This window comes from Shewanella sp. SM101 (genome assembly GCF_025654465.1).
Lineage (GTDB): Bacteria > Pseudomonadota > Gammaproteobacteria > Enterobacterales > Shewanellaceae > Shewanella > Shewanella oncorhynchi.
Map to the genome: position 1 here is coordinate 1 of NZ_JAKKRH010000056.1, position 26,133 is coordinate 26,133.

Below are 26,133 nucleotides of genomic sequence, written 5' to 3' on the forward strand. Positions count from 1 at the left end.
GTTAATGTTTTACCTGGCACGGGGCGACCTTCTTTTCTGGCAATATCTCGCCAATGATACAAGGTTTGCACCGCGATGCCTTCTTCCCGAGCGACCTCTGCGACCGTTAAGTTGTGAGGAGGTAATAATTTTTTAAGGATCGCTTCTTTACGTTCTGGTGAATACCGAGCCATATCGTTCTCTTTTGCCGCACCCTGTCTTTAAACATAATGATTATTTAGGGGTGACAACAATCCTGACACAGGGGGAAACTATGGTTGGAAATAGAACTGATAGATTGAGATTTGCACTCTTGGGCGTTAATCTTGCTTCTATTCTCCGATTAGAGTATCGCACTTCGGAGTTGAATTTTAGTTATCTTAATTATGGTATAGCAAAATGAGTAAAAAAATATTTACAGGGAAAGTAACAGGTCATTATAAAAATGGTCAACTAAGGATTGAGGAAAATTATGAAGATGGAAAGTTAGATGGTATTCGTAATAGTTATTATGAAAACGATCTGCTAGAAAAAGAAGAAAATTATAAAAATGGAGTGTTAGATGGTATTTGTAATAGTTATTATAAAGACGCTCAGTTAGAAAAAGAGGGAACTTATAGAAAAGGCACTAGAGAAGGCATTTATAAGCATTATTGGTCTAATGGAAAACTAATGGAGGAAAAGTTTTATGTAAATGGGAAAGAAGAGGGTATTTGTAAAAGCTATTATAGAAACGGTCAGTTAGAGTCGGAATTGACTTATGAAAATGGGACTTTAGAAGGTGTTTGGAAATATTATAATGAAAATGGTCAAGTAACAGTACAAATTTTTAAAAATGGGAAAGAAGACGGTTTTTATCGAACTTATCATTGTAATGGTGAACTAGAGAATGAAGCATTGTATATAAATGGAAAATTAGAAGGTGTTTGGAGGTGTTATAATGAAAATGGTAGATTAACAGTGGAAAAAACCTATGTTAATGGTATTAGAAATGGTCTGTTTAAATATTATAATGAATACGGTAAATTAGAGGCGGAAGGCGTTTATAAAAATGATCAATTAGATGGTCTTTATAAAGCCTATGATGAGGAAGGAATATTGCAAGCTGAGGAATATTATAAAAATGGAGAGCGAGAGGGGCTTTTTAAGAGTTATCATAAAAATGGTATAATAGAAGTAGAAGGAACTTATGAAAATGGTAAGAAAGAAGGTATTTGGAAAAGCTATAATGAAGATAGTCATTTAATTCAAGAAACGACTTATAATAATGATTAGTTAGATGGAATCTTTAAAAAAATTGCAGCAATTGACAATTAGTGTTGGAAGAAATAAATCTTGTCCTCCATTTGTAGCGAAGATATAAATCAGGCCACCCAATATAAAACAAGAACATAATGTACTTTCAGTTAGCATCCAAGTGACTAAAAGTCACTTAGCGGCTAAAAAGCTTGCGAGGTATTGCTCCAGAGGATGAGGACTAACTCAATTAGCCTATTTTGCTGAAAAACTTAGATTTTTAGTAAAAAATACCTAAGCCATTCTCTTGTTGGCTGTTGTGAAAGGCATGGTTAATGATGCAGGATTGAAATCAGCCAGCGTTGAGGTGCTGACAGCATTTGGCAAAGTGCCGTCGTCGCTTTTCTAAGTGTTCGCAGTAATCAGTCAGTTCTTGCAAGGTTCCCACAGGGCCATGAAATAGCTTACCAAACTCGGTGGTAAGCTTAAGCCAATTGTCATGGTGGATATTTAATCTTGTCAGTAACTTGGCGCTATTTTCAGTGATTGCACCTAGTTTATCATTTCGAATAATTCGACCGGTATCATCCACCAATTGAAGGTAATCTATTAATGAAAACGTAATGCCAATGGGTTGGTTATCGCGTTCATTGCCGATAAAAGCCAATAGATTTTTGGGCTGCTCATCTTTCAATGCCGCCTGAATTCGAAGCTGAATACTGGCATGAGCTGATCGCTCCAGTGTATCGGCCATTTGGGCTCTGATGGGATTCAAATCCACATAAGTCATACAGGCTAAAACGGCAGCTTCATCAAGTAGAGCTTGATTCTCTATAAAAGAAATAGGTAAATCGACCTTCCCAAAAACGCCCAGTACAGTTATCTTCTTGATTTGCTTGTCTTGCTATCGGCTCGTTTAAGCAACGCATGAACCAACTGATATCACATAAGCGGTGCGATAAATGGCGATTGAATGCCTTAATCTGTTGACCTCGTCCGCTTCAACCAACCCACCTTTGGCGAATTTTTGCGTTAATTCATCGCCTTTAAATAGCTTATGCCATTGCTCAAGCACCTCCCTGTCGCTCCTGCGGTTTGCTGTCTCTACATCAATGCGTAAAACCACATGTAGATGATTGGACATCACCGCAAAGGCCGCCACATCTATTGCAAAAACGGCTTCGAGTTCAAACAATAGCGATTCTACCCAAGCGCGGCGATGGTCATGGTTTTTACCTGAGTAACGATCATCGCCACACAAAAAAGCACGTCGAACGACACGACTGCAACAGTGATAAAAAGGGGTGTCTTCAAGACTAATCTGAGTTCTGCGAGGGCGCGGCCTACAAACCTCCTTGTTTAATGCTTAACCAAAGCATATTCGGAGGTTAACTACCTCGCCATTAACGATGGATGTCCATTTAGTATTTTGGATGTCCATTTAGTATTTCCATTTAGTATTCTCATGCACAAGTCAGAGGGTATGAACAAGCGGATATTGAACATTACAAAACGTTAGATACTTCTCAGCGTGGAGTCTACACAGAAGACGGTAAATTTAATGCTGGAGCAGGCAACCGTGCTCGCTCTTACGACCCCAGCAGATTGAGTGATCCTAATGATAAGAGGGCCAAAGCGTTTGATGAAAACTATAGAAATAGAATGTCAACACATTCATCTTCGAAGAAAAAATGCTAACTTGGTGGGGGCGTATGAAAAAGATTGATGTAGGTACTTGTTTTTACATTCCGCTTGAAAGCGGTGAGTTTGGTTTCGGATACATTGTTTATGATGATCGGTTTCTCATTGTGAATATATTTGATTTTAAATCAATAAGTTGTAAGGAAATTGCCTCTGCTTTTGATCGGCCACTTTTGATTGAAGGGTGGCTAATTGATGTGGTTGTTTTCGCTAAAATAAAAAATGCAATGTACCCAAAGTGGGAGTTACTACGTAAAGTTATATATGACAACCCTAAGTTCCCTGTAAACCCTATAGTAATATATGGGCTGCCAAGCAGGCTCAAATGCCTAAATTATGTAACTGGCGACACGTTTGACGCTGCGGATAATGATATAAATATTTATCCTAGATTTATCACGAGGCATAGTGACTATTACTCTGCTTTCGTGAGGTTAAAGTATTCTGGTGTTCAGTTTGATAATCTGCGGTTTGATGAAAAGCTTGATTGCTATATACCAGTTCTCAATGGTCTGTAATTTTTTACTATTAGCAGAGGTTGTATCAATACTACATAGTTAGACATGTTGGCTGTACAGATCTAGTTATCACCTTACACCGAAACAATTTAACGAGCCGCCCATTGTTAAATTTGTAAAGTGTCTGCTTGTGAAAAGGCATACAGATTACTGAAGAGTTGGTTGAATTAAGCATTGGCATGTAAGTGACCGTTGACGGCATGGATGCCGTCGTCGAGCCCTCATGGATGAGTTCATGGCGTGTCACTGGAATGACAGTGCTTAATCATCAGCGGTGTATTGGTTAAGTTTTTGAATGACTTAAACAAAAAGGCGCCTAAGCGCCTTTTCTACTATTCAGTTATGGGTAAACCACCCAAAACCTCAGATTTGATTACAACTCTCTATTACACAATCAGATCATACTCATCTTTGAGTATCTTAATAATATCTGCCTTTGGATTCGCTGGCAGCGGGATTGGAGCGCCAGTCACTTTCTCGGCAACGCCGGTGTAAGTGCGTGACACTTGCATCATGGCCTCAAGTGGCAGGTCATTGTCGCGGGCTAGGGCTTCACGCTCTGGCATTCTGTCTTTGTTGAGCAGCACATCAGGATCAGGGAAATGATTTAGCAGGAATTGGCGGAAACCTTCTTTGGAGTTTTCCAAAATCTTGCCATCGCGGTAGGCGGCGCCGTCCCAAATACGTGATGAGTCTGGAGTACCGACTTCATCCATGTAAATCAGTTTTGAATTGCCATCTTTATCGGTCACATAACCGAACTCAAATTTAGTGTCGACAAACACTTGATCAATGTCGGCCAGTGCTTTTGAAATCACTTTAAAGCCATCTTTTAACAGCTTCTCGTACAGGTCGATATCTTCTAACTTTTCAAAGCCAAAGGCTTGGTAGTTGGCTTCGATATCGCTGCGGCTGATGTTCACGTCATCTTGGGCTGGCACGCCTGGGATGCCGGTTAAAATACCCTTAGTCGATGGGGTGATTAACAGCTCAGGGAGCTTTTGATCTTTCTCTAAGCCTTCTGGCAATGTGATGCCACAGAATACTCGCTCGCCCTTAGAGTAAGCGCGCCACATTGAGCCTGTGATGTACTGGCGGCAAATGGCTTCGACTTTAATGGTGCGGGCTTTTTGGACTATCCATACGAACGGGTGTGGAATATCTAAAATATGGCTGTCGGCTAAACCGTTTTCGGCAAATAGCTTAAACCAATGATTAGAGATGGCATTTAATGCCGCGCCTTTACCGGGAATGCCTTTGAGGCCGCCTTCACCGTGGAAGATGCAGTCGAAGGCCGAGATACGGTCGCTGATCACCATGATGGCGAGCGGGGTATCTTCGGGGACGTTATAACCCTTGGTTTTGATTAAACGGCGGCTGTCGGCATCGGTTAGCCAGTAAACGCTGCGAACCTTGCCGCTGTGGACTGGGCTGTCGGTGCGGATTGGCAAATCGTTATTCACGGCTAATACGGAATCAGCAAGACTCATGACGAGTATTCCTTAGGATAGAGAGTGTAGGGATAAGGTTTTTATAAGTGTCGGTTTGCAGATGAACTATGGCGTTAGCAACAGCCAGATTCATTGCAACCGCTTTATTATTCACGCTTGGCTTAGGGCGTAAAGCGTTCAGCCGGTTTGCGGGATTTGATGTTAAATCTTGAACAGCAAAAGGGGTATTTTCGGGCGGTGTTTGAATTGGGTTGGGTGGAGATAATGCAAGGGAGGGAACAAACGCAGGGCAAGGTTGGCACCACAGTGAAAGTGGTCTGCGAAAGCGGGCTGGGCCCGTGCCATTTTGCTCGAAAATGCTAACCATTAATCCGAGAGAACCTTGTTCTAGACTGCCGCGAAAAAGTGGCGACATTCTACCTTTTTTGACAAAATTTACCACAGCTATTTGCATCGCTCTTTGCACAGATCTTTACATAGCCCTTTACACTGCTCTTTATATAGTTCTGTGGCTTGAATCTAGCGGGCATAAGGATTTGCAAGGGAATCACGCGCTAACACTCAGTGCTGAGCATGATGGCGGACTGGTGTTCTGCGGACGAGCTAATGTTGAAGGGCTGTATTTTAGCGCGCTGATGTGCGAGCTTATGACGTAGCTGCAGCCGACAAGACCATCAAGCCAAATATCCAATGGAGGGAATATGAGCACAAGTCAGCATGTACATAATGATAATCAACGAGAGCTAGTATTAGAGCGGATTATCGATGCGCCGCCAGAAAAACTGTTCCGCGCGTGGACCGAGTCAGAACTCCTCAAAATTTGGTTTACGCCAAGGCCGTGGACTGTGGCTAGCGCGAGCTTAGATGTGCGTGCCGGTGGTTCAAATGTGATCGTGATGCGCAGCCCTGAGGGGCAGGATTTCCCGAATCGTGGCGTGTATCTCGAGGTGGTTGAGAATGAGCGCATCGTATTTACCGATGCCTTTACTGAGGCTTGGGTGCCGTCCGATAAAGCCTTTATGACGGCAACCATTACGTTTGAACCTATAGATGGTAAGACCAAGTACACTGCGCGGGTGCTGCATTGGAATAGCGAAGATAGGCAGAATCATGAGGATATGGGGTTTTATCAGGGGTGGTCTAAGGCGACCGATCAGCTTGAGGAACTCGTCGCGAGCATTTAGCCGGTGAGTCTCAAGCCTCGTATCAGAGAGTAAACAATAAGCAGTACCTAGCCCAATTGCCCTGCATATTTTATTGCTGGGGATTGGGCAGGATCAGAGGTGTTATGTCGTCACAGAAAGAAGTACCAGTGCTTAAACAATCGGTGCTTGCGCCATCGCAACTCGCGCAAAGTGCAGCTTTGCAGGGCAATAGTTTTTTATCAAAACAGTTCAATGGCTTGTCGGAATTAGCCCAAGATCTACAGGGCATAGAGTTTGAGGATTGCTGCTTTCAAGATTGCCATTTTAGCGAGAGCGTTTTTCGTAAATGTAAGTTTATCGATTGTCGCTTTGTACGCTGCAACTTGAGCTTAGTGAAAGTGCCCCAGTGCCAGTTCAGCGGGGTCGAGTTTGAAGAGTGTAAGTTAGTCGGTATCGATTGGACCCGCGCCGCGTGGTCGCGTTTATCCTTTGCCGCGCCTTTTTCCTTTAAGCAATGCATTCTAAACGACTGCTCATTTTTAGGCTTGTCCCTCGATGAAATTATCATCGAAGAGTGCAAGGCCCACGATGTGGATTTTCGCGAGGGCAGTTTTAATCAAGCCAATTTCACCTACACGGATTTTAGTCATAGTCTGTTTGGCCGAACTCAATTATTGGAGGCGGATTTCAGCGAGGCCTCAAATTACGATATCGACATTTTTAACAATAAAATCAAAGGCGCTAAGTTTAGCCGCGACGAAGCGATTCGCCTGCTCAATTGCCTCGATATAGAGTTAATGGATTAATGCGATTGTAATCAGTTTGCGCCCGCTAGTGAGATGTTCTTATCCTGCTAGGGTTATCGTAATTGACTGTAATGTCAGTTTTCTTCTAAGCCGCCAGTGTCCAAACTGGCGGCTTTTTTCTGTCTTCTCCGTCGATGTAAAGCCTGTTCCCAATAAGCCTGTTGATCTTATTCACGTATTTCAAGGTCAGTCTTAGGTTTTAGTTGCGGTAGATCACACCGAGCTTCCCCATGTGGTTTACCACAATACCCACCTACCTCTTTCGGGATAACAATCTCTGTGGATGAGCAGTGTATTCAGCGTATGCCGTGTATTTTGAAGATATGGTGGCGCTGTTTTAACGCTTTATAACTAAAAAAGTAATCAAATCAGTGAGCAAACCTCTGCTCGATGGCGCCACAAATGGCGACTGACGGGTGGGATGAGCGTGATGGAGGTAACCATGATTGAGCTTAATAGGCGAACCTTTTTAAAGGGAGCGGGAGCGAGTAGCGCCACGTGTGCGTTAGCCAGTCTGCTGCCGGGCAGCTTAGCGGCATTAGAGAATAAGCAGCTAAAGGGCATGGGCAAGGAAATTGCCAGTATTTGCGAAATGTGTTCAACCCGTTGCCCGATTTCGGCGCGGGTGATTGAGGGCAAAAACGTCTTCATTAGTGGCAACAAGGCCGCTAAGTCCTTTGGCGGTAAAGTGTGTGCCCGAGGCGGCGCAGGCCATAGCTTACTGTACGATCCACAGCGTATCGTTAAACCGTTAAAGCGGGTTGGCGAGCGCGGCGAAGGCAAATGGGCCGAGATCAGTTGGGATGAGGCTTATCAACTTATCGCCGAAAATCTAAATAAAATCAAAAAAGAACATGGCCCAGAGGCAGTGGCATTCTCGTCCAAATCGGGCTCACAAGAAAAGCATTTGTTTCACCTTGCGACCGCCTTTGGTAGTCCAAATACCTTTACCCACGCGTCGACGTGCCCCGGCGGTTATGAAATTGCCGCTAAGGCTATTTTTGGCACTAAGGTTAAACGTGATTTAAGTAATTCTAAATACATCATTAACTTCGGCCATAACCTGTACGAAGGCATCAATATGTCCGAAACCCGCGGCATGATGGCGGCGCAAATGGACAAAGGTGCCAAGCTGGTGGTGTTCGAGCCAAGATTCTCCGTTGTGGCCGATAAAGCTGATGAATGGTATGCCATTCGCCCCGGTACCGATGTGGCCGTCGCCTTGGCGTTATGCCATGTATTGATTGAAGATAATCTTTACGACAAGGCATTTGTCGCGCGCTATGTGGAAGGTTTCGAAGCCTTTGCCGCCGAAGTGAAAGCTTATACCCCTGAATGGGCTGAAACCATCTCCGATGTGCCTGCCAAAGACATTCGTCGCATCGCCCACGAATATGCGGCAAAAGCGCCCCATGCCGTGGTCGATTTTGGTCACAGAGCCACCTTTACCACCGAAGAGTTTGAGATGCGCCGCGCCCTGTACGCCGCCAACGTCTTGATTGGTAATATTGAGCGCAAGGGCGGGATTTATATCGGCCAGAAACCCGGTGATTACAACAAGCTTGCCGGTGAAGCGGTTGCGCCCGTATTGGCAAAACCTGGCGTGAAAGACATGCCAAAACCAGCAGCGAAACGTATCGATCAGGTGGAAGAACAGTACGCCATGATGTGGACATCGGGCGGCGTTTATCAAACTATTCTCGATGCCACATTAAGCGCTGTTCCTTACCAGTTACACGGCTGGGTGATGTCACGCACTAACCCAATGCAAACCATGACAGACAGGGCGCGCGTTGTTGAAGCGATGAAAAAGCTCGACTTTATCGCCGTGTGTGATGTGTATATCAGCGAAACCGCCGCCTATGCGGACGTGATTTTACCTGAGTCGACTTATCTTGAACGTGATGAATAAATTGCTGATAAGTCAGGTAAAAATCCGGCCTATTATGTGCGCCAACGGGTCGTTGAAACCTTAGGTGATACTAAGCCTTCTTGGCAGATCTTTAAGGATGTGGGTGTGGCTATGGGCCTTGGCGAGTTCTATCCATGGGAAAACATGGAAACCCTGCAAATGCTGCAGGTGAACCGCGACACTGACCTGCTGCGCCGGATCAAAGACGAAGGTTTTGTGAGCTTTGGTAAGCCAATTATGTTGTGCGAGCCTAAGATGGTTGCCGAGTTTATTAAGGCATACCCCAATGCGCGACCTGCCGATGAAGACGGCACTTACGCCAGTGCACTGACCTTTAAAACCCCGAGTGGCAAGATTGAACTCACTTCCGCGAAAGTCGAAGCCATGGCACCGGGCCGTGGGGTGATCAAGTTCCGCGAAGTGAATCTTAAAAAAGCAGATGAGCTGTACTTTATCCAAGGCAAAGTGGCGGTGCACACCAATGGTGCAACCCACAATGTACCTATGCTCGCTAACCTGATGTCGGATAACGCTGTGTGGGTTCACCCCGTCACTGCGGGCAAATTAGGCATCAGCAATGGCGACCCAATCCGCCTCACCAGCAGTGTTGGCACAGAAGAAGGCCATGCCTTAGTCACGCCGGGTATTCGCCAAGATACTGTGTTTGCTTACATGGGCTTTGGTTCTAAAAACAAAGAGTTGGTCAGAGCAACGGGCAAAGGTATCCACTGCGGTAACTTACTGCCGCACGTTACTGCTCCTGTGTGTGGCATGACAGTGCACACCACGGGCGTCACGCTGGCAAAGCGCTAATCGGAGGCTTAAATGAATAAACGATATGTAATGGTGCACGACGAGAATAAGTGCATCGGCTGCCAAGCTTGTAACGTGGCGTGTCGCAGTGAAAATGGCGTACCCGAAGGCGTAACTCGTCTGCAAGTGCGTGTGGAAGGTCCCTTTGGTGAGATGCCCAATCTGCATTTCAAATATCACAGGGTATCTTGCCAGCAATGTGAAGATGCACCTTGCGTTAAGGTGTGCCCAACGGGTGCGGCCTATGTGGGTGAAGATGGCATTATCTCTATCCATACCGAGAAGTGTGTTGGCTGTATGTACTGTGTGGCAGCGTGCCCCTATAAAGTGCGCTTTATGAACCCAGAAACCAAGGCGGCGGATAAGTGTAACTTCTGTAAAGACAGTCGTTTAGTACGGGGCGAAGAGCCAGCGTGTGTGACAGTGTGTCCAACCGATGCCTTAGTGTTTGGCGATGCTAATGATCCGCAGAGTGAAGTGGCCATCATGCTCAACACTAAAATCACTTACCAAGATAAAACCCATTTGGGCACTAAACCTAGGGTATATCGCGTTCCTACCAAAAGAGGGGGGATTTGATTATGAACAATACTTGGGGCGACATGGCGCAATATGATCCTGTCACTTGGCACTGGGTCATCGCCGTTTACCTGTTTATGGCGGGGTTATCCGCGGGCAGTTTATTGATTGGCATTGGTTTACGCTGGGCGAATAAGGAACACAGCGCGGGAGCTGAAAGCAGCATTCTTAAGGCGGCAGCCATTATTGGGCCTGTAGCAATTAGCTTAGGTCTAGCTTGCTTAGTGTTTGACTTAACCAAACCATTCCATTTCTGGTTGATCTTAATTCACTATAACTTCCAGTCTGTGATGGCAATCGGGGTACTGGCGCTGCTGGCGTATTCTCCCTTAGCTTTTGCGTACGCCATTATTGTGCTGCGGGATGACTTACCAAAATGGGGGTTGGGTTTCCTAACACCTATCGCTAAGTTACTTATGCCATTTCGAAAGCTGATTGAAGTATTGTTGTTTGTCCTCGCCATTGGCGTAGGGGCTTACACTGGCTTCTTAATTTCGGCGATGAATGCCTATCCTATGCTCAACACTGCGGTACTGCCTGCGCTGTTTTTAGTGTCAGGTCTATCCGCGGGCGCTGCGGCAAATGCGGTACTGGCGTTGCTGATGTTTAAGACTGACAGCCACGACAAAACCTTAGTGAAGATGCACGGTTTAGAATTGCCTGTGATGGCGATTGAAATCCTGTTCCTGTTCATGCTGTTCTGCGCCTTGTACTTCAAGGGCGGCGCGGCGGCTGCGGCCTTAGCATCGTTAACTTCTGGGCTATGGGCAAGCGTGTTCTGGATAGGCGTTGTCGGTATAGGTTTTGGTATTCCATTGCTGTTTATGCTGCTACCCGCCGCGACTCGCCACACTAAGGGCGCGATGATCATGGTGGCTTGTGCGAGCTTAACGGGCGTACTCGCCTTAAGACACTTTATTGTGTACGCAGGGCAAAGCTATTTAAGCTGAGTGTAATCTAGCTTTACATATTGATAGATAAAGAAAAAGCACTGGCAATGTCAGTGCTTTTTTATTGTTTGAATCTTGAGAAGGTTTGCCAGTACAAGCAGGACGCTTATTGGGGTAATAACTCGATAACCGACTTCACCGTTAGCACTAAGGCGCTGATACTGCACAGGACTAACGTCGCCATCTTTGTCTTCTCTTTATCGACACGGCCCACCAATCGCCCTGCGACTAAGTAACCTAAAATCACTGAGGGGAGCAGCATCAACGACAGCCACAGATGTTTTAATTCTAATAAGCCAGTGATTGCTAAAATAATCAGTGCAATCATGGAGCTAAAAATGAAGAAGGCCGACAGGGCAGCACGAAACTGCGAGGCATCTTTGCCTGCCAACAAAATCGCCATCGGCGGGCCACCAATCGCGGCGATATTGCCGAAGATCCCTGAAACCACGCCCGCACCGAAGAGGGTTTTCTTATTCACTGGCAGGCTGAATTTATACAGGCTGAGGATCACTGCGACAGTCACAATAGCGGCGATGGATAAACCGAGTATGGGTTGAGGCGCAAACAGTAATAAACTCGCGCCGATAAAACCACCGGGCACGCGGCCTATGAGCGCATATTGCAAGCCATTGAATTCTAAGTGACCGCGCTCACGCACTAAGGTCAGCAGGGCGATGGAGAAACCCATAGCAATAACAGGCGCAGGTACAAGTTGTGGATCGACGATATACAGCAAAGGACTGGCGACAACCGCAAGCCCAAACCCAATCAGACTTTGGGTTAATGCGCCCAGAAACACGACCAGCGAGGCTAAGGCGAGTGTCTGTGGATCTATCATAGAAAACATAGGATTTCCTATATCCCAAACCAACTCAAGATGGTGAAATTGAAAGTTTGAAGTCGCTTGGGTATAAACAAAAAGGGATCGTTAACGATCCCTATTGATGAGCACTGTGATATGACTTTGAAAGCGACGAGTCGCTATTCCATGTCTTCCCACTCTATTCCCATTTGATCCATCAACAACTTGGCTTCGGCGGGAATGCTGTCTGGATTATCTTTTGACAGATCTTCATCGTTGGGCAATGGCTGGCCAGTGTAGGCGTGCAAAAATGCCTCACACAACAGCTCGCTGTTGGTGGCGTGACGCAAATTATTGACCTGACGACGAGTACGTTCGTCCGTGAGGACCTTAAGCACTTTGAGCGGAATAGACACAGTAATTTTTTTTACTTGTTCATTCTTCTTGCCATGTTCAGCATAGGGGCTGATGTATTCCCCATTCCATTCAGTCATTGACTCACCTGTTATAACGCTAAATTCGGGGCAGATTTTAAACCCTTACAAAGAACAGTCAAATTATTGCTACTATTTCTTTGTGATTGCAAACAGATTTCTTTATGTTCAGACGTCTAAACGTCTTCACGCCTATTGACGATGGCGTTGGGCTTAGGTACATTTAGACGTCCAGACATCTCTATCAGTCTACCGAATTTAGGAGTCCCCCATGGCAGAGCGTCAATTAGCCACACTGGCAGTGCGTCAGGGTATCGAAAGCGATACTCAATATGGTGCAGTTGTGCCACCGATTTATTTGTCGACTAATTACGCTTTCGATGGTCATAAAAATCCCCGCGAATTCGATTACAGTCGTTCAGGCAACCCAACGCGCTGCATTTTAGGCGAAGCATTAGCGCAATTAGAAAAGGGCGCCACTGGCATAGTGACGTGCACTGGCATGGCGGCCATCACCTTAGTGACTACTTTGCTCGGCCCCGATGACCTATTAGTTGTGCCCCATGATTGCTATGGCGGTTCTTACCGTTTATTTACCAACTTGGCGAAGAAAGGCCAGTTTAAGCTCATTGTGGTCGACCAAACCGACAGCCAAGCGTTAGCCACCGCCATTGCCCAGAATCCTAAGATGGTGTGGCTCGAAACCCCATCGAACCCGTTATTGCGTGTGGTGGATATCGAAGCCATTGCTAAGGCGAGCCATGAGGTCGGCGCGCTGGTGGTGGTCGATAACACCTTTTTATCGCCGATATTGCAACAACCCCTATTGTTAGGCGCGGATATCGTTATCCATTCCACCACTAAATATATCAATGGTCACAGCGATGTTGTTGGCGGCGCTGTGGTCGCCAAAGACGTGCAAATCGGCGAAAGCTTACATTGGTGGTCGAACACTCTAGGCTTAACGGGGTCGGCCTTCGACAGTTATCTGACCCTGCGCGGCCTACGTACCTTAGCGGTGCGTATTCGCGAGCATCAAACCAATGCCCAGCGTATTATTGAGGTATTAACGCAAAGCCCTGTGGTGAGCAAAGTCTATTATCCCGGTCTTGCGGATCACCCTGGTCACGCCATTGCGGCCAAGCAACAACAGGGCTTTGGCGCTATGCTGAGTTTTGAGCTCAAAGGCGGCGAGGCCGAAGTCGTGGCCTTTTTAGGTGCTCTCAGCTTATTTAGCGTGGCGGAAAGTTTAGGTGGCGTCGAAAGTTTAGTGGCAGTGCCCGCCACTATGACCCACAGAGCCATGGAGCCGCAGGCGCGCTTCGAGGCTGGTATTAAGGACACCCTATTGCGGCTATCGGTGGGTATTGAAGATGCCGCCGATTTAGTTGCAGATATTCAAGCAGGATTAGCCGCCGTTGCGGCTTGTCAGTAGAGGAATAATAGATGGCACGTTGTCACTTACATAAATTTGGTGGCTCCAGTTTAGCGGATGCCGATTGTTATCGCCGAGTCGCCCATATCCTGTTAACCCACGGTCATAGTGATGATCTCGTGGTGGTCTCTGCGGCAGGTAAAAGCACGAATTTCCTGTATAAATTATTAGCGCTGCGTGATGCGGGTCAGCTATGGCAAGAAGAATTACAAGTGCTGATCAGCTACCAACAGGGGTTGATTGAGCAGTTGTTGTCGAATGAACAAGCCCGCGATCTGCGTGAGCGTTTGGCCACGGATAAAGCGCAACTCATCAGCTTGTTGTCCTTAGATGAGCGCAATGAATACCAAATCAACCATGTGGTGAGCTTTGGCGAACGTTGGTCGGCACGTTTAATGGCGGCGCTACTGCGCGAATCTGGCGTGGCGGCAAGCCATGTGGATGCCTGTTCAATTTTAGTGGCCGATGAAGCCGCTGTGCCACAAATTCGGGTACAAGAATCCCGCGCTAAAGTACAAGCCCTATTAGCCGCGCATCCCAATGAACGCTTAGTGATCACAGGTTTTATCTGCGCTAACGAGCGTGGCGATACCTTATTACTTGGCCGTAATGGTTCAGATTTTAGTGCTAGCTTGATTGCTAGTCTCGCTGATATCGAGCGCGTGACCATTTGGACCGATGTGGAAGGGGTGTTCAACGCCGATCCTAATAAAATCAACGATGCCAAGTTACTGAAAAGCATGTCACTTGCCGAAGCAGATCGCTTAGCGCGTTTGGGCTCGCCAGTATTGCATTCGCGCACTTTGCAGCCGTTATTCAATACTGAAGTGAGCTTAGCGGTGCGTTCAAGTTATGCATCGCACACTGACTTTACCTTAATCGCGCCCCACAGTTCGTCGGCGAGCGCGCCTGTGGTGACTAACCTCAATGCTGTGGTCCTGTTCGGCTTTAAACTCACGGGTGAGTTAACTCGTTTATTAGATTTATTGATTGCCGCGGGTTTAACGCCATTGGCCCATTGGACCTCTGCCCATCAAAGGGTTGAGCTTGCTTATACCGCTGAGAATCAAAAACAAGTTCAAAGATTACTCGATGCCGAGGCAGAAGCATTAGGGATTAGTGATCAGCAGATCAATACAGATTTTGGTTTAGTCGCATTAGTGAGTGCCGACGCCGAACATTATCGTCGCAGTTTCGCCCGTTTACTGAGCCGTGATGCTAAACCTTTGTTCAGTGGCGATTTAAGTTTAGTGACGTTAGTGCCTCAGTCACAGGTGAATCTGTTAACCCAAAAAGTTCACCGTCGCTGCGCTGGCCCGCGTAAACGCATTGGTGTCCTGCTGCTCGGTGTGGGTAATATCGGTGAGGCTTGGATTGATCTGTTTAAGTCGGTTTCACCATCATTGGACCATGAACTCGAAGCCAGTGTTGAGTTAGTCGGTTTGGTCAGTTCGAGTAAAGCCTTGATTAAATCCACTGGGATTAATCTTGCCGCGTGGCAAACAGAGTTTAATACTGAAGCAACGCCTTGGCAGTATGAACATTTATTCGAGCAATTAGAGAAAGTTAACTGCGATGAGCTGGTGGCCTTAGATATCAGTGCCAGCGCCAGTTTGACGCTGCAATATCCAGAGCTATTCGAGCGTGGCATCCATGTGGTGAGCGCGAATAAACTTGCGGGCTCGGGTCCACTGCCTTTCTATCGAGAGTTAAAGCAGCAACTGGGTAATCGTCGCTTATTTTGGCGCTATAACGCCAGCTGTGGCGCAGGTTTACCCATCCAACATGCGCTAAATGATCTGCGTAACAGCGGTGATAGCGTTGAAGCGGTGGGTGGGATTTTCTCCGGCACCTTGTGTTGGTTATTTGAAAAATACGATACCAGCAAGCCATTTTCAGAATTAGTGATTGAAGCCAGAGGCTTAGGTATTACTGAACCCGATCCCCGCGACGATCTCTCCGGCCGTGATATGCAGCGTAAACTGCTTATTTTGGCCCGTGAAATTGGCCTTGAAATCGAGCTCGAAGATATTGAACTGCGCTCACTCGTACCAGCCGCTTTGGCGGATATTCCCTTAGATCAATTTCTCACCCGTATTGCCGAGTTAGATGCCGATCTGCTGCAACAGTATGGTGCGGCGGCGGAGCAAAATAAGGTGCTTAGATATGTGGCATCCTTAGACAACAGCGGCCCAGAGCTTAAGGCCGAAGTGGGCTTGCAGTGGATCGATACCCATCACCCTTACGCCAACTTAACCCCTGGTGATAATGTGTTTGTGATCCGCAGTGTCTTCTACCAAGGTAATCCGCTGATCATCCGTGGACCGGGCGCAGGACGCGAAGTGACCGCGGCGGCGGTGCAGTCGGATCTGACCCAGATCTGTCGCGATCTGCTGCAGGAATAACGCGGTATCAAGCTTCTTAAAGGACTCATTCGAGTCCTTTTTTATTGGCTAGAATAAATCTATCGAATTAACCGAGATTAAATGCGGTTTATGGGTATTTTTGGGCTTGACTTACATCTCAGTTTCTCTAGTATATGGACATATAGACGTCCAAACGTCCATTTGAACGAATTCATACTAGCAAAGAGTAGCGCCAAGGGCGGTTGAGGAAATACACATGGCTTTTCATCACGCACAACATTCACAATCGCTGAACCAGAGCTTGTCTGAGCTTAATGGCGATATTAATGTTTCTTTTGAGTTTTTCCCGCCATCGACCCCCGAAATGGAACAGATCCTGTGGAACTCTATCCGTCGTTTAGAGCCGCTGAATCCTAAGTTTGTGTCTGTGACTTACGGTGCTAACTCAGGTGTTCGCGACCGCACCCATGGCGTGATTGAACGTATCCAACAGGAAACCGACCTCGTTGCCGCGCCGCACTTAACCTTAGTGGATGCCAGCGATGAAGAGCTGTTAGAACTGGCTAAGCATTACTGGAAATCGGGCATTCGTGACATAGTGGCACTGCGTGGTGATTTACCCGCGGGTAGCCCAAAGCCAACCCGTTTTGCGGTCGATTTAGTGCGTTTACTGCGCTCAGTGGCTGACTTTGATATTTCAGTTGCGGCCTATCCAGAAGTGCATCCCGATGCGAGTAATGCACAGGCGGATTTGATCAACCTTAAGCGCAAGATTGATGCGGGCGCCAGCCGTGCCATTACCCAGTTTTTCTTCGATGTGGAATCTTACCTGCGTTTTCGTGATCGCTGTGTTGCCGCTGGTATCGACGTTGAAATTGTGCCGGGCATTTTACCTGTGACTAACTTTACCCAGCTAAAACGTTTCGCGGGCATGACCAATGTGTCGTTACCTAATTGGTTACATAAGCAATTTGATGGCCTAGAAAACGATGTGGGTACACGCCAATTGGTGGGGGCAAACGTGGCAATCGATATGGTAAAAGTATTGTCCCGCGAAGGCGTGAAGGATTTCCATTTCTACACCTTAAATCGCGCCGAATTGACCTACGCGATTTGCCACACTTTAGGCGTGCGTCCTAAATAACATCTTATAAAATAAGCTAATAAAAACGCCGCAGAGAATGCGGCGTTTTGTTTTGTTTAAATTCTAAATTGAGCTAATAAAGTTGTTAAACGGGCTGCGAGTTGGGCAAGTTCATCGCCGGCGCGTGCAGTTTGTACCGCACTATCTGTCGCATTGGTCGCAATATCATTGATGTTATTAACATTTTTATTAATTTCTGCCGAAACCGCACATTGCTCATTTGCAGCGCTGGCGATCTGGATATTCATCTGGCTAATGGTGGAAACCGCATGGGTAATGGCTTCGAGTGCTTCACCCGCTTGGTGAACTTGGGATACACAGCTTTGGGTGGTGCGGGTGCTGGTTTCCATCGCATTGACTGTAGACTTAGCTTTATGCTGAAGCGCTTCGATCATCTGCTGAATTTCCGTCGTAGATGCTTGAGTGCGGCTCGCCAGAGTGCGTACTTCATCGGCAACGACCGCAAATCCTCGACCTTGTTCTCCCGCCCTTGCGGCTTCAATTGCCGCATTGAGTGCGAGTAAATTAGTTTGGTCGGCAATATTACGGATAACCACAAGCACAGAATCGATTTCAGCGGTATTACGCTCTAATTCATTGATTTCACTCGCTGCTGTGGCTATTTCCTCGGCCAATATGGCGATAGTGGTTACCACTTTTTGTACAACCAATTTGCCTTGTTCGGTTGAGTCATTGGCATGATTGGCGGCATCGGCCGCATCGGTCGCGTTATGGGCAACTTCTTGAACCGTTGCGGCCATTTCATTCATTGCGGTGGCAACTTGCTCAGTTTCGAGGTGCTGACGACTCGCCATCTTCTGGGTTTCCCGCGTAATGCTCGACATTTCTTCAGCAGAAGTGGCGAGCAGGCTTGTTGAGTCGGCGACGTGGGAAACTGTATTGTGGATTTTTTCTACAAAACGGTTGAATGCCATTGATAATTCAGCAATTTCATCCTTACCTTTTACCGCGATTCGGCGGGTTAAATCGCCTTCACCTTCAGCGATATCATTCATGGCTTGGGTGGTTTCAGCGATAGGGCGAGTAATGCCTTTGGCAATAAACCAAGCAATGGCTGTTCCAATGACCAGAGCCACTAAACCGATAAGGATCAACTTAAGGCGAATATCCGCTATCGCTTGTTCTGAATGGGTTCTATCCATCGCAATATCGAGTACGCCAAACACGTTTCCTGAGTAATCTTTTATGGCGTGGCGATACAGAGCATAGGTTTTGTTATTTAAGGAAATAGTGCGTATGACTTCATGGCCTTGCATGACGTTATTGAGTTCATCTGCCGCTTGGGTATCTGGTGTAAATGTGGCGCCAAATAACTTGTACCCTGAACCATCTGGCAAAATGAGGGCAATTTCTGCTTGATAGGCTTGTTTAAAATTATCAAAAAAGGGTTGACCGAAGGACATGCCAAACTCAACTGATCCTGTGTGTTGTCCGTTGTAAGTCATTGGAACTAAACCACGAATACCTAATCCTTCCACTCCATATTCCAAGCCATAAAGAGGGCGCTTTTGGCTATTTGTTTCAACTATGGTCTTGCGTATGCTGGTGAGATCATCGCCAAATTTTTCGGGACGATGCAAGCGTAGAAAAGAAGTGGCTGGTGGCCTATGAAATTGGAATTGCTGAACCGCAAAATCGCGCTTAAGTTGGGTGAATATAGGTAAGGTACGGGTGGTGAGTTCATCACGCTCGCCTGTTGCAAAGGTGCTTTGAACTTCTGGTGTGAGTGAGATGATGGTTGCCATTGCTTCGGCTAACTTGCCCGATGAGGCTATCTCGGCAACAGCGGTTTCATAGATCTTATGGAGTTCTCTTTGCTCGGATTCTGCAACTTGGCGACTGAATTCAGAGAGAACGAGCGGCATGATAAAGCTCATTACTGTTAACAGTAATAGACAGATCCCAATAACGATCCTCGTACTAATTTTTAGATTTATCAAAACAGCCTCCAATTCATGTGCAAATCAACTCAATTTATCCGTTTGATATTATAGAGATACAACTTGATAAGATTTGAGAGGGCGCGAACCTTTTTAAGTTATTTATTCCCTCTTACGCTCGTTTCGTGCCCTTGGACACAGATCTATTTGGGGCCTAAATATTTACTTAGCCTGCTAACCAAGTATAATGCTTAGCACGCTAACTAAGTGGGTGGGTGGGCAAGATGCAAAAAGAATTAGAGCGACTAAAAGAGTTATCACTGGCGGAGCATTTAGGCCGTCTGCATCGATTGTGGCGTACCGTGGCCGATGTTGAGCTGGCACCTTTAGGATTAACTCATCCCCGTTGGACTGCCCTATGGAAACTGCTGCGTTTAGGCGACAGTGTTAGCCAAAAAGTGTTGGCCGATGCCTTAGAAATTGAATTGGCTTCGCTAATGCGCACCTTAGGGCAATTAGAAGAGCAAGGTTTAGTCGAGCGTCATTGTTGTGACAAAGATAAGCGGGCAAGGATTGTGAGCCTGACGCCAGCGGGATTAGATGTTTTAAAGCAAATGGAAGCGCGGATTATTCAAGTGCGCCGTGAGTTATTAGGCGGGATCAGTGCTGAAGAGTTGAGCGAATTTGAACGCATTATTAGCCTGATCAGCGACAACGCCAGCGCCAAATTAACCAAGGTTACAGACACCCTTTTGTGAGAAAGAAGATGACACCGGATCAACAGTTTGCCCGTTTAGTAAAATTTGCCATGTTTGGCTTTGTGATGGTTTTTGGCTATTTCATGCTGGCCGACACTATGATGCCATTGACGCCTCAAGCCATGGCGACCCGTGTAGTGACGAAAGTGACACCGCAGATCAGCGGTAAAATCCAGACCATAGCCGTGACCAATAACCAAGCGGTTGCCAAGGGTGATTTGTTGTTTCAAGTCGATCCCGCACCCTATGAGTTAGCGGTATCGCAGGCTAAATTGGCCTTAGAGCAAGCCCGTCAAGATAATGCTGAGTTAGATGCCTCGCTATTGGCTGCTAAGGCCGAGGTCAATGCCAATAAAACCACCTCACAACAAAAACGCAGCGAGGCTAAACGTCTCGATGCCCTGTATGCCACCCATGGTGTATCGCAGCAGCAAAAGGAGCTAGCCGATAGCGATGCCGCAGCTGCTGAAGCCAATTTGCTTGCCGCCAATGCGCGTTTAGAAAAACTCAAAGTGAGTCGTGGCAGTTATGGCGAAGAGAATCTTAAAGTGCGTCAGGCGCAAAACCATTTAGCCCAAGCCGAGCTTAATCTGTCTTATACCCAAATACGTGCAGATCAGGATGGGATAGTGACTAACCTGCAATTAGAAGTCGGTAGTTTTGCGACCGTGGGGCAACCTCTGTTGGCTGTGGTATCGGATAAAGTGGATATTATTGCCGATTTTCGCGAGAAGAGCCTGCGTGGCGTGAATGCTACTTCGACCGCTTTGATTGCGTTCGATGGCGAACCTGGGCGTTTATATCGGGCGACGGTGAGCAGCGTCGATGCGGGCGTGAGTGCAGGGCAATTCGATGCCAATGGCCGTTTAGCCGCGCCGCAGGAATCGGACCGTTGGGTACGTGATGCCCAAAGATTGAGACTGCATTTGGAGTTAGATGGGATGGCGATGAACAGCTTACCAGCCGGTGCGCGCGCGACCGTGCAATTGCTGCCCGAGAATAGCCTGTTTAGCATGCTCGCTAAGGTGCAAATTAAAGCAATCAGCCTGCTGCACTATATTTACTAGCCTATTTACTAGAATGTTTACTAGCGTATTTACCAGCATATTTATCGGCATATCCATTAGTACTTATCTGTGTTGACGAGCACGAGTGACTCGCAGTGGTTTGTATTTGCCACGAGTGGCTTGAGTGAACGCTTCAAAGCAACATAAGTGTGAACGCAGCATAAGCTAGCTAAACATCCTCATTTAATGTATCGATAGAACAAGGCGACGAGCATGTTACTACGCCATAGCCCATTGACGGCCAACGATTTACGCCAGTGTTTACGGATTGCGACTGGCGCGACCTTAGGTTTTACCCTGTGTAAAATTTTTGGTTGGAGCAATGGAGTCTTCTTCACTGTGACACCTATGCTACTACTCGGATTAGTGCCAGTGATGAATGGTCATGCTATGCGCCAATTATTGGCTTCATCTGCCATGGCTGGGTTAGAGGTTGGGTTACTCGGCGGTTTCTTTGGCAGCCATCCCGGCATGATGACTCCTATCGTTTTCCTATTATTTTTATACCGCTTTGCGGCCATGTCCCGCGGCAGTTTGTTTCTCTTTGGTGCCAACGGTGTGCTGAGTCTCAGTATCATGCTGCACTTTGCAAGCTATCCCGGCGTTGACTTAAACGACTTAGTTTTCAGTAACTTTTGGGCGACCGCACTTTCAGTAGTTATCGCCTACGCTATGACTGCACTCTGGCCCGATGTTGAACCAAGAGCGGCTTACAAACCTGGGCCTAAGGCGCCGCATCGAATGCGCCACGAAGCCTTGCTCGGTGCGACCATAGCGACGGCATCGTTTCTGGTGTTCCAAATATTTGATCTGCGGGATTCGATGTCGGCTCAAGCGACCACTCTTTTGCTATTGTTTCCTATGCATTGGAATGGTGCACTCGACTACGCCCGTAAGCGCGCCATAGGCACCCTGTTGGGGGTGTCGTTTGGGATACTCGTGCAGTTGCTGCTCTATGATTGGTCAGGGCTATTGATGTTAGTTGTGCCCTTGTTGTGGATTGGACTGATGATTTTTAGCCAATCCCATGTGCGCGAGGCGAATGGCTCAGGTGTCGGTTTTGGTGCTATGACCACGTTAGGGATTTTGTTTGGGCAGTATTTGACCCCAGGTAACGACTTAATCTTCAGTGCCTTATATCGAGTGAGCAGTATTTTAATCGCTATCGTTGGCACGTTACTTTTATGCTATTTGATACATAAGTTATTGAATCGTTTCGAATCGACGCGATTTGGTTATTGAGCAGGCCATTAAGTCTTGAAGGCTTGCAGCTTAACCTTGTACAGAGTAAGGTAAATTTATCCCGTTTGAATTGAACAATAAGTGACTCTTAATGAATGTTAAGGCTCATTTATTGGCTGTTTTAAAAATGAGCGGCTGATTTTAAAATGGGTTTAGTGTGTGAGCACAAACATAAATAACAATAACCCCTATGCTGTAGAGCTTAATTCTCTTCAAGGATAGAACATGAAGATTAAAACATTAGTCATAGGCTTAACGCTATGTAGCGGCTATGCCGCTGCCGCCGAGCCTTCTGACAAACAATCGATGAACGTTATGCCACAAGCTGCGCAGTTATGTGTGTCTTGCCATGGGGCAGGGGGTGAGGGTATTGAACCACTCGGCCCTCGATTAGCGGGATTATCTAAAGAATATATCTCGACACAATTGCAGCATTTCCAAGCGGGCGTTCGCCAAAACGCGACCATGATGCCGATGGCAATGACGCTCCAAGGTGACGGTATTGAGCAAGTGTCGAGCTATTTTTCAGCTAAGCCTGCCAATGACGTCAAGCCTGTTATCCGCGGTGAACAAGTTGTTTTTAATGATGATACCGCCCGTTTAGCCTATCAAGGTGATTGGTCCCGTGGTTTACCAGCCTGCGTGACCTGCCATGGTCCTTCTGCATTAGGTGGCGGCTTATTTCCTCGCTTAGCAGGTCAACAGGCGAGTTATATCAAAACGCAATTATTAGCATGGCAGTCGGGAACACGTAAAGGTGATGTCGATGGCATGATGGGGAGCGTCGCGAATAAGCTCACCGTCGCCGAGATTGATGCGTTAGCCAACTACTTTGCGAATTTAAAATAAGGAGCCGGCCATGAAATATTCCGCAATGTTATTACTGGCCGCGATGGGGTCGTTAACCGTTCAGGCGCAAGCTGAAACTGAGCCAGTACAAGAACGCCCAGATAAGCAAGCTCCGCTGCCTTCTTTCCCTAAGGTAGCAGATCAAACCTATCTTACCCCTAGACCTTTGAGTGCGATTCCCGAAGGCGCCTTTGGTGACAAAGTACGTTTAGGTTATCAACTGTTTGTGAATACCCAACAGCTGCGTGATAAGTATGTAGGTAATGAGCTTAACTGTACCAATTGCCATATGGATGCAGGCCGTAAAGCCAATGCATCACCCCTTTGGGGCGCGTATTTTGCTTATCCGGCGTATCGTAAAAAAGACAATAAAGTCAGTAGCTTTGAAGAACGCATCCAAGGTTGTTTTAACTATTCGATGAATGGTAAAGCACCAGCATCAGGTAGCCCTGAATTAGTGGCGCTTTCTGCCTACGCCTATTGGTTAGGCATGGGCGGCTTGATGGATGAGGCTAATATCAGTGGCCCTGTTCCTGAGATCAGTGATGCTGAGTTAGTCAAAGGTGCCAAGCGGGATGACTTCCCACTGCCAGAGGCATTAGCTAAGACGATGACAGTTGAGCAACGTGCTAACTTGCCGGGTCGAGCTTATCCTGAGATCCCAAAACCCGAACAAGCCTATTCACCTGAACGGGGTAAAGCTGTGTATGTCGCCCATTGCCAAACTTGTCATGGTGTTGATGGGCAAGGTCAAGCCATTGCGGGTGTGTATGCACTGCCGCCGCTGTGGGGAGCTCAAAGTTATAACTGGGGAGCGGGAATGCACAGGGTCAATACTGCCGCATTTTTCATTTATGAAAATATGCCCTTTGGTAAGAGTATGCAGTTGACGAACCAACAGGCTTGGGATGTTGCCGCTTACATCAACTCCCACGAGCGTCCGCAGGACCCACGTAGCAAAGGTGATGTGAAGCAAGCGCAGGAAAAATACCATAATGACAGCGATTACTATGGTCTCACGGTTGATGGCAAAGTGTTAGGCACTGAGTCCTATCCGATTTTTCCTAAGAAGTCATAGTTGAGTCGCTGAGATTAAGTGCTCGTGTGATGTTATAAAGCGAGTGAATAAGTTAGACAGAAAAGCCAGCAAGCATTTAGCTTTGCTGGCTTTTTTATTGGTCAAACATATGTTGGTCAATTGTACTGAGTCATCTTTGATTTAAGTAGTTGGGATCTTCGTGTTTGCAGGTATCAATGTATAGGTGAGTCATGGCATTCGCTCGTCGACTCGCAGCCAGTCCATCCTTGGATGCTCGACCGCCCGTCTGATGTGAAAGGATTCACAAATGCAGTGATGGCATGGATGCCAAAAAGCGGCCATGGGGCGGGCGGTAGTCTTGTATAAGATCAATACGGCCTTACGGTCGAGTTGAATCAAGGTCGTGGGGCTTCACCCCACACCCGACCAAGGAGGACTGCTCGTCCTATCCTCCTTGGATTCTCCAAGACGCCCCTCACGGAGTTGAAAGCCCCTTGGGCATTTAGCGTCCTTATGCTATCGCGTCAGACGCTCGTCCCTGATTCGACTGACGCTATCTCGGCATCCATGCCTCGATCACGCAACGAACRCAAATGCCCTGCGGCAACTCCGAGGGRAKGRTGAACTTCTGTARTCTCGGTGTTTGTGCCTATTCCATCTTTCTTGCCACAAAAGGTCGTGATTAGCACACAACATGGATAGCAGTTCTGGGTTTCTCCAAGCTGAAACAGATTGTATTTCGAACTTAATAAGTGCTAAATTACTGAAATGTTTGATTTATTATATAAAACTAACACTTTAAAACAGGGTTTAAACGAGAAGTCTTGGCAATCACGTTATGCATCAAGGAGAATTCAAGCATGGTGTTCTTAAACAGGCTATTTGGCAAAAGGAAAGAACAATCAATTCCAGAGCCTTCTCCAATGATCGAAAAACCATCTGAAAAAGAAATTTTTGAATCACCTTCCATGCTTGCCGCATGGGTAGATGAATTTATTGTTCGATCTTCCAGTGTGGAAGACGATTTTAATCTTGCGCCAGACGAAGATGTCCGAGACAGCTTGAATATAACGTACGAACAAGTCGAACGCCTTGCTAGAGAAGAAGGTTTACTCCGCGCGGTAGGAGCCTGCTTTCTTATAAAGCAATACTATGATGACTCATTCTATTTAAAATATTTCTCTGCAATTTATAAATCTGTTGCTATGCATATGTATTCAGAGCCTACTCCCGATGAAATCCGTGATACCCGAGATGCATTGGAATCGTACGTTAACTTCATTGTCAATCCAGAAGATGAAGAGCTTAGGGAGTTTAAGAGACAATATCTCTATCGAATTTACGATGATAATAATAACTTCTGTAAGTTAATGCTTGCTGGTATTGGATCTCTGCCGATATATACAGCACTTGCTACTTTCGAATTGATGAGAGATGCATATTACAAGGTAACTCAAGGTATACCTTATGAAAGTGCAAAATTGATTGTCGAGGCAATCGGAAAAGTGGAGTGAAGAAAGATCGTGAAAGATCGGACAGGCATAACTCTTTCCGGATTCACTGCCAACACAGTAGTAATAGGAGTTCACCTTCCCCTGCGAAGTTGCCGCGGGGCGTTGGAATAAATTGCGTGAGTCCGGTCATGGATGACCGGCTAGCTTTCGCAGGTGCAGGGACGCATCCTTCGGAAGCGATAGCAATTTGTCCATAAGACCGAGGCCTGTCTCTAATGCATGTAACTTCGCTAGGGGGCGGTGTAGTGGTCAAGTAAAATTGGCCACGGTTTTAGAGTCATTCCAATATAAACGTTCTGACTCATTTGGCGTTAACCCACCATTATATTGATGGGGTCTGGTCTCACTGTAATATCCAGTGATGTAATTTGTGATCTCTTTATCTGCTTCTGTAAAATTCCCATAACCACTGGCGGGTATCCACTCAGATTTCAAACTTCTAAAGAAACGCTCCATTGGTGCGTTATCCCAACAATTCCCGCGACGACT

The 26,133-nt window shown here is 46.7% G+C and carries 22 protein-coding genes and 2 pseudogenes; 16 read left to right on the forward strand and 8 right to left on the reverse strand.

The window, feature by feature from the left end; all coding sequences use genetic code 11:
• Positions 1 to 173 (reverse strand): transposase (locus L5M38_RS21035; protein ID WP_263179001.1); only part of this gene is annotated, 173 nt, incomplete at its 3' end.
• Between the two features lie 205 nt (positions 174 to 378).
• Between L5M38_RS21035 and L5M38_RS21040 the strand changes: the two genes are divergently transcribed.
• Entirely contained in the window at positions 379 to 1,254 is an 876-nt protein-coding gene (locus L5M38_RS21040; RefSeq protein ID WP_263180225.1) for a toxin-antitoxin system YwqK family antitoxin, read from the forward strand.
• A 313-nt stretch (positions 1,255 to 1,567) separates the two neighbouring features.
• Here L5M38_RS21040 and L5M38_RS21045 read toward each other — a convergent pair.
• Positions 1,568 to 2,536 (reverse strand): annotated as a pseudogene (locus L5M38_RS21045) (transposase).
• A gap of 391 nt (positions 2,537 to 2,927) precedes the next feature.
• Between L5M38_RS21045 and L5M38_RS21050 the strand changes: the two are divergent.
• Complete coding sequence (locus tag L5M38_RS21050; protein ID WP_181800855.1) at positions 2,928 to 3,434, forward strand: Imm26 family immunity protein; 507 nt, start codon at positions 2,928 to 2,930, stop codon at positions 3,432 to 3,434.
• Between the two features lie 386 nt (positions 3,435 to 3,820).
• Here L5M38_RS21050 and L5M38_RS21055 read toward each other — a convergent pair whose 3' ends face one another.
• On the reverse strand, positions 3,821 to 4,924 hold the full coding sequence (locus tag L5M38_RS21055) for a phosphoribosylaminoimidazolesuccinocarboxamide synthase (RefSeq protein ID WP_263180226.1): 1,104 nt from the start codon (positions 4,922 to 4,924) through the stop codon (positions 3,821 to 3,823).
• Positions 4,911 to 5,339 (reverse strand): hypothetical protein, encoded by a 429-nt coding sequence (locus L5M38_RS21060; RefSeq protein WP_317630256.1) that lies wholly within the window; start codon positions 5,337 to 5,339, stop codon positions 4,911 to 4,913. Before L5M38_RS21060 ends, L5M38_RS21055 begins: the two co-directional genes overlap by 14 nt.
• Positions 5,340 to 5,586: 247 nt before the next feature.
• On the opposite strand from L5M38_RS21060, the gene L5M38_RS21065 reads away from it, so the two are divergent.
• The 5 genes and pseudogenes from L5M38_RS21065 to nrfD all read left to right on the forward strand — a co-directional run bounded on the left by L5M38_RS21065 (position 5,587) and on the right by nrfD (position 11,090).
• Entirely contained in the window at positions 5,587 to 6,069 is a 483-nt protein-coding gene (locus tag L5M38_RS21065) for an SRPBCC family protein (protein ID WP_263180229.1), read from the forward strand.
• A 104-nt stretch (positions 6,070 to 6,173) separates the two neighbouring features.
• Complete coding sequence (locus tag L5M38_RS21070; protein WP_263180230.1) at positions 6,174 to 6,836, forward strand: pentapeptide repeat-containing protein; 663 nt, start codon at positions 6,174 to 6,176, stop codon at positions 6,834 to 6,836.
• 442 nt (positions 6,837 to 7,278) lie between these two features.
• Positions 7,279 to 9,561: pseudogene (gene phsA, locus L5M38_RS21075) on the forward strand (thiosulfate reductase PhsA).
• Positions 9,562 to 9,573: 12 nt separating this feature from the next.
• Positions 9,574 to 10,140: a 4Fe-4S dicluster domain-containing protein gene (locus tag L5M38_RS21080; RefSeq protein WP_263180231.1), complete on the forward strand. Its 567-nt coding sequence runs from the start codon at positions 9,574 to 9,576 to the stop codon at positions 10,138 to 10,140.
• Positions 10,141 to 10,142: 2 nt separating this feature from the next.
• Positions 10,143 to 11,090, forward strand: a complete 948-nt coding sequence (gene nrfD / locus L5M38_RS21085) for an NrfD/PsrC family molybdoenzyme membrane anchor subunit (protein WP_263180234.1) — start codon at positions 10,143 to 10,145, stop codon at positions 11,088 to 11,090.
• A 106-nt stretch (positions 11,091 to 11,196) separates the two neighbouring features.
• On the opposite strand, the gene L5M38_RS21090 is transcribed toward nrfD, so the two are convergent.
• Together L5M38_RS21090 and metJ are read right to left on the reverse strand one after the other, a co-directional pair.
• Positions 11,197 to 11,940, reverse strand: coding sequence for a sulfite exporter TauE/SafE family protein (locus L5M38_RS21090; RefSeq protein ID WP_131524361.1), 744 nt, complete (start codon positions 11,938 to 11,940; stop codon positions 11,197 to 11,199).
• Between the two features lie 134 nt (positions 11,941 to 12,074).
• On the reverse strand, positions 12,075 to 12,389 hold the full coding sequence (gene metJ, locus L5M38_RS21095; protein WP_105251319.1) for a met regulon transcriptional regulator MetJ: 315 nt from the start codon (positions 12,387 to 12,389) through the stop codon (positions 12,075 to 12,077).
• 211 nt (positions 12,390 to 12,600) lie between these two features.
• Between metJ and metB the strand changes: the two genes are divergently transcribed.
• From metB to metF, 3 genes are all read left to right on the forward strand, one after another.
• Complete coding sequence (gene metB, locus L5M38_RS21100) at positions 12,601 to 13,764, forward strand: cystathionine gamma-synthase (protein ID WP_263180235.1); 1,164 nt, start codon at positions 12,601 to 12,603, stop codon at positions 13,762 to 13,764.
• 11 nt (positions 13,765 to 13,775) lie between these two features.
• On the forward strand, positions 13,776 to 16,169 hold the full coding sequence (locus tag L5M38_RS21105; protein WP_263180237.1) for a bifunctional aspartate kinase/homoserine dehydrogenase II: 2,394 nt from the start codon (positions 13,776 to 13,778) through the stop codon (positions 16,167 to 16,169).
• 217 nt (positions 16,170 to 16,386) lie between these two features.
• The gene (gene metF, locus L5M38_RS21110; protein ID WP_263180238.1) at positions 16,387 to 17,274 is read left to right on the forward strand and encodes a methylenetetrahydrofolate reductase; all 888 of its coding nucleotides are present in this window, start codon (positions 16,387 to 16,389) and stop codon (positions 17,272 to 17,274) included.
• A 56-nt stretch (positions 17,275 to 17,330) separates the two neighbouring features.
• Here metF and L5M38_RS21115 read toward each other — a convergent pair whose 3' ends face one another.
• Positions 17,331 to 19,232 (reverse strand): methyl-accepting chemotaxis protein, encoded by a 1,902-nt coding sequence (locus L5M38_RS21115; RefSeq protein ID WP_263180246.1) that lies wholly within the window; start codon positions 19,230 to 19,232, stop codon positions 17,331 to 17,333.
• Between the two features lie 227 nt (positions 19,233 to 19,459).
• Here L5M38_RS21115 and slyA point away from each other — a divergent pair, with 227 nt between their 5' ends.
• The 6 genes from slyA (at position 19,460) to L5M38_RS21145 (ending at position 25,644) form a co-directional block, all read left to right on the forward strand.
• A complete protein-coding gene (gene slyA / locus L5M38_RS21120) occupies positions 19,460 to 19,933 on the forward strand; it encodes a transcriptional regulator SlyA (RefSeq protein WP_105251323.1) in 474 nt (157 codons plus the stop codon).
• A gap of 8 nt (positions 19,934 to 19,941) precedes the next feature.
• Positions 19,942 to 21,000 carry an HlyD family secretion protein gene (locus tag L5M38_RS21125; protein WP_263180240.1) on the forward strand — a complete coding sequence of 353 codons (1,059 nt, stop codon included), beginning with the start codon at positions 19,942 to 19,944 and terminating at the stop codon, positions 20,998 to 21,000.
• A 213-nt stretch (positions 21,001 to 21,213) separates the two neighbouring features.
• Positions 21,214 to 22,242 (forward strand): DUF2955 domain-containing protein, encoded by a 1,029-nt coding sequence (locus L5M38_RS21130; RefSeq protein WP_263180243.1) that lies wholly within the window; start codon positions 21,214 to 21,216, stop codon positions 22,240 to 22,242.
• Between the two features lie 225 nt (positions 22,243 to 22,467).
• The gene (locus tag L5M38_RS21135; protein WP_263164529.1) at positions 22,468 to 23,091 is read left to right on the forward strand and encodes a c-type cytochrome; all 624 of its coding nucleotides are present in this window, start codon (positions 22,468 to 22,470) and stop codon (positions 23,089 to 23,091) included.
• A gap of 10 nt (positions 23,092 to 23,101) precedes the next feature.
• A complete protein-coding gene (locus L5M38_RS21140; protein ID WP_263180244.1) occupies positions 23,102 to 24,169 on the forward strand; it encodes a c-type cytochrome in 1,068 nt (355 codons plus the stop codon).
• Positions 24,170 to 24,990: 821 nt separating this feature from the next.
• On the forward strand, positions 24,991 to 25,644 hold the full coding sequence (locus L5M38_RS21145; RefSeq protein WP_263180245.1) for a hypothetical protein: 654 nt from the start codon (positions 24,991 to 24,993) through the stop codon (positions 25,642 to 25,644).
• A gap of 249 nt (positions 25,645 to 25,893) precedes the next feature.
• On the opposite strand, the gene L5M38_RS21150 is transcribed toward L5M38_RS21145, so the two are convergent.
• Positions 25,894 to 26,133: integrase core domain-containing protein (locus L5M38_RS21150; RefSeq protein ID WP_263147013.1), on the reverse strand; the 240-nt coding region annotated here is incomplete at its 5' end.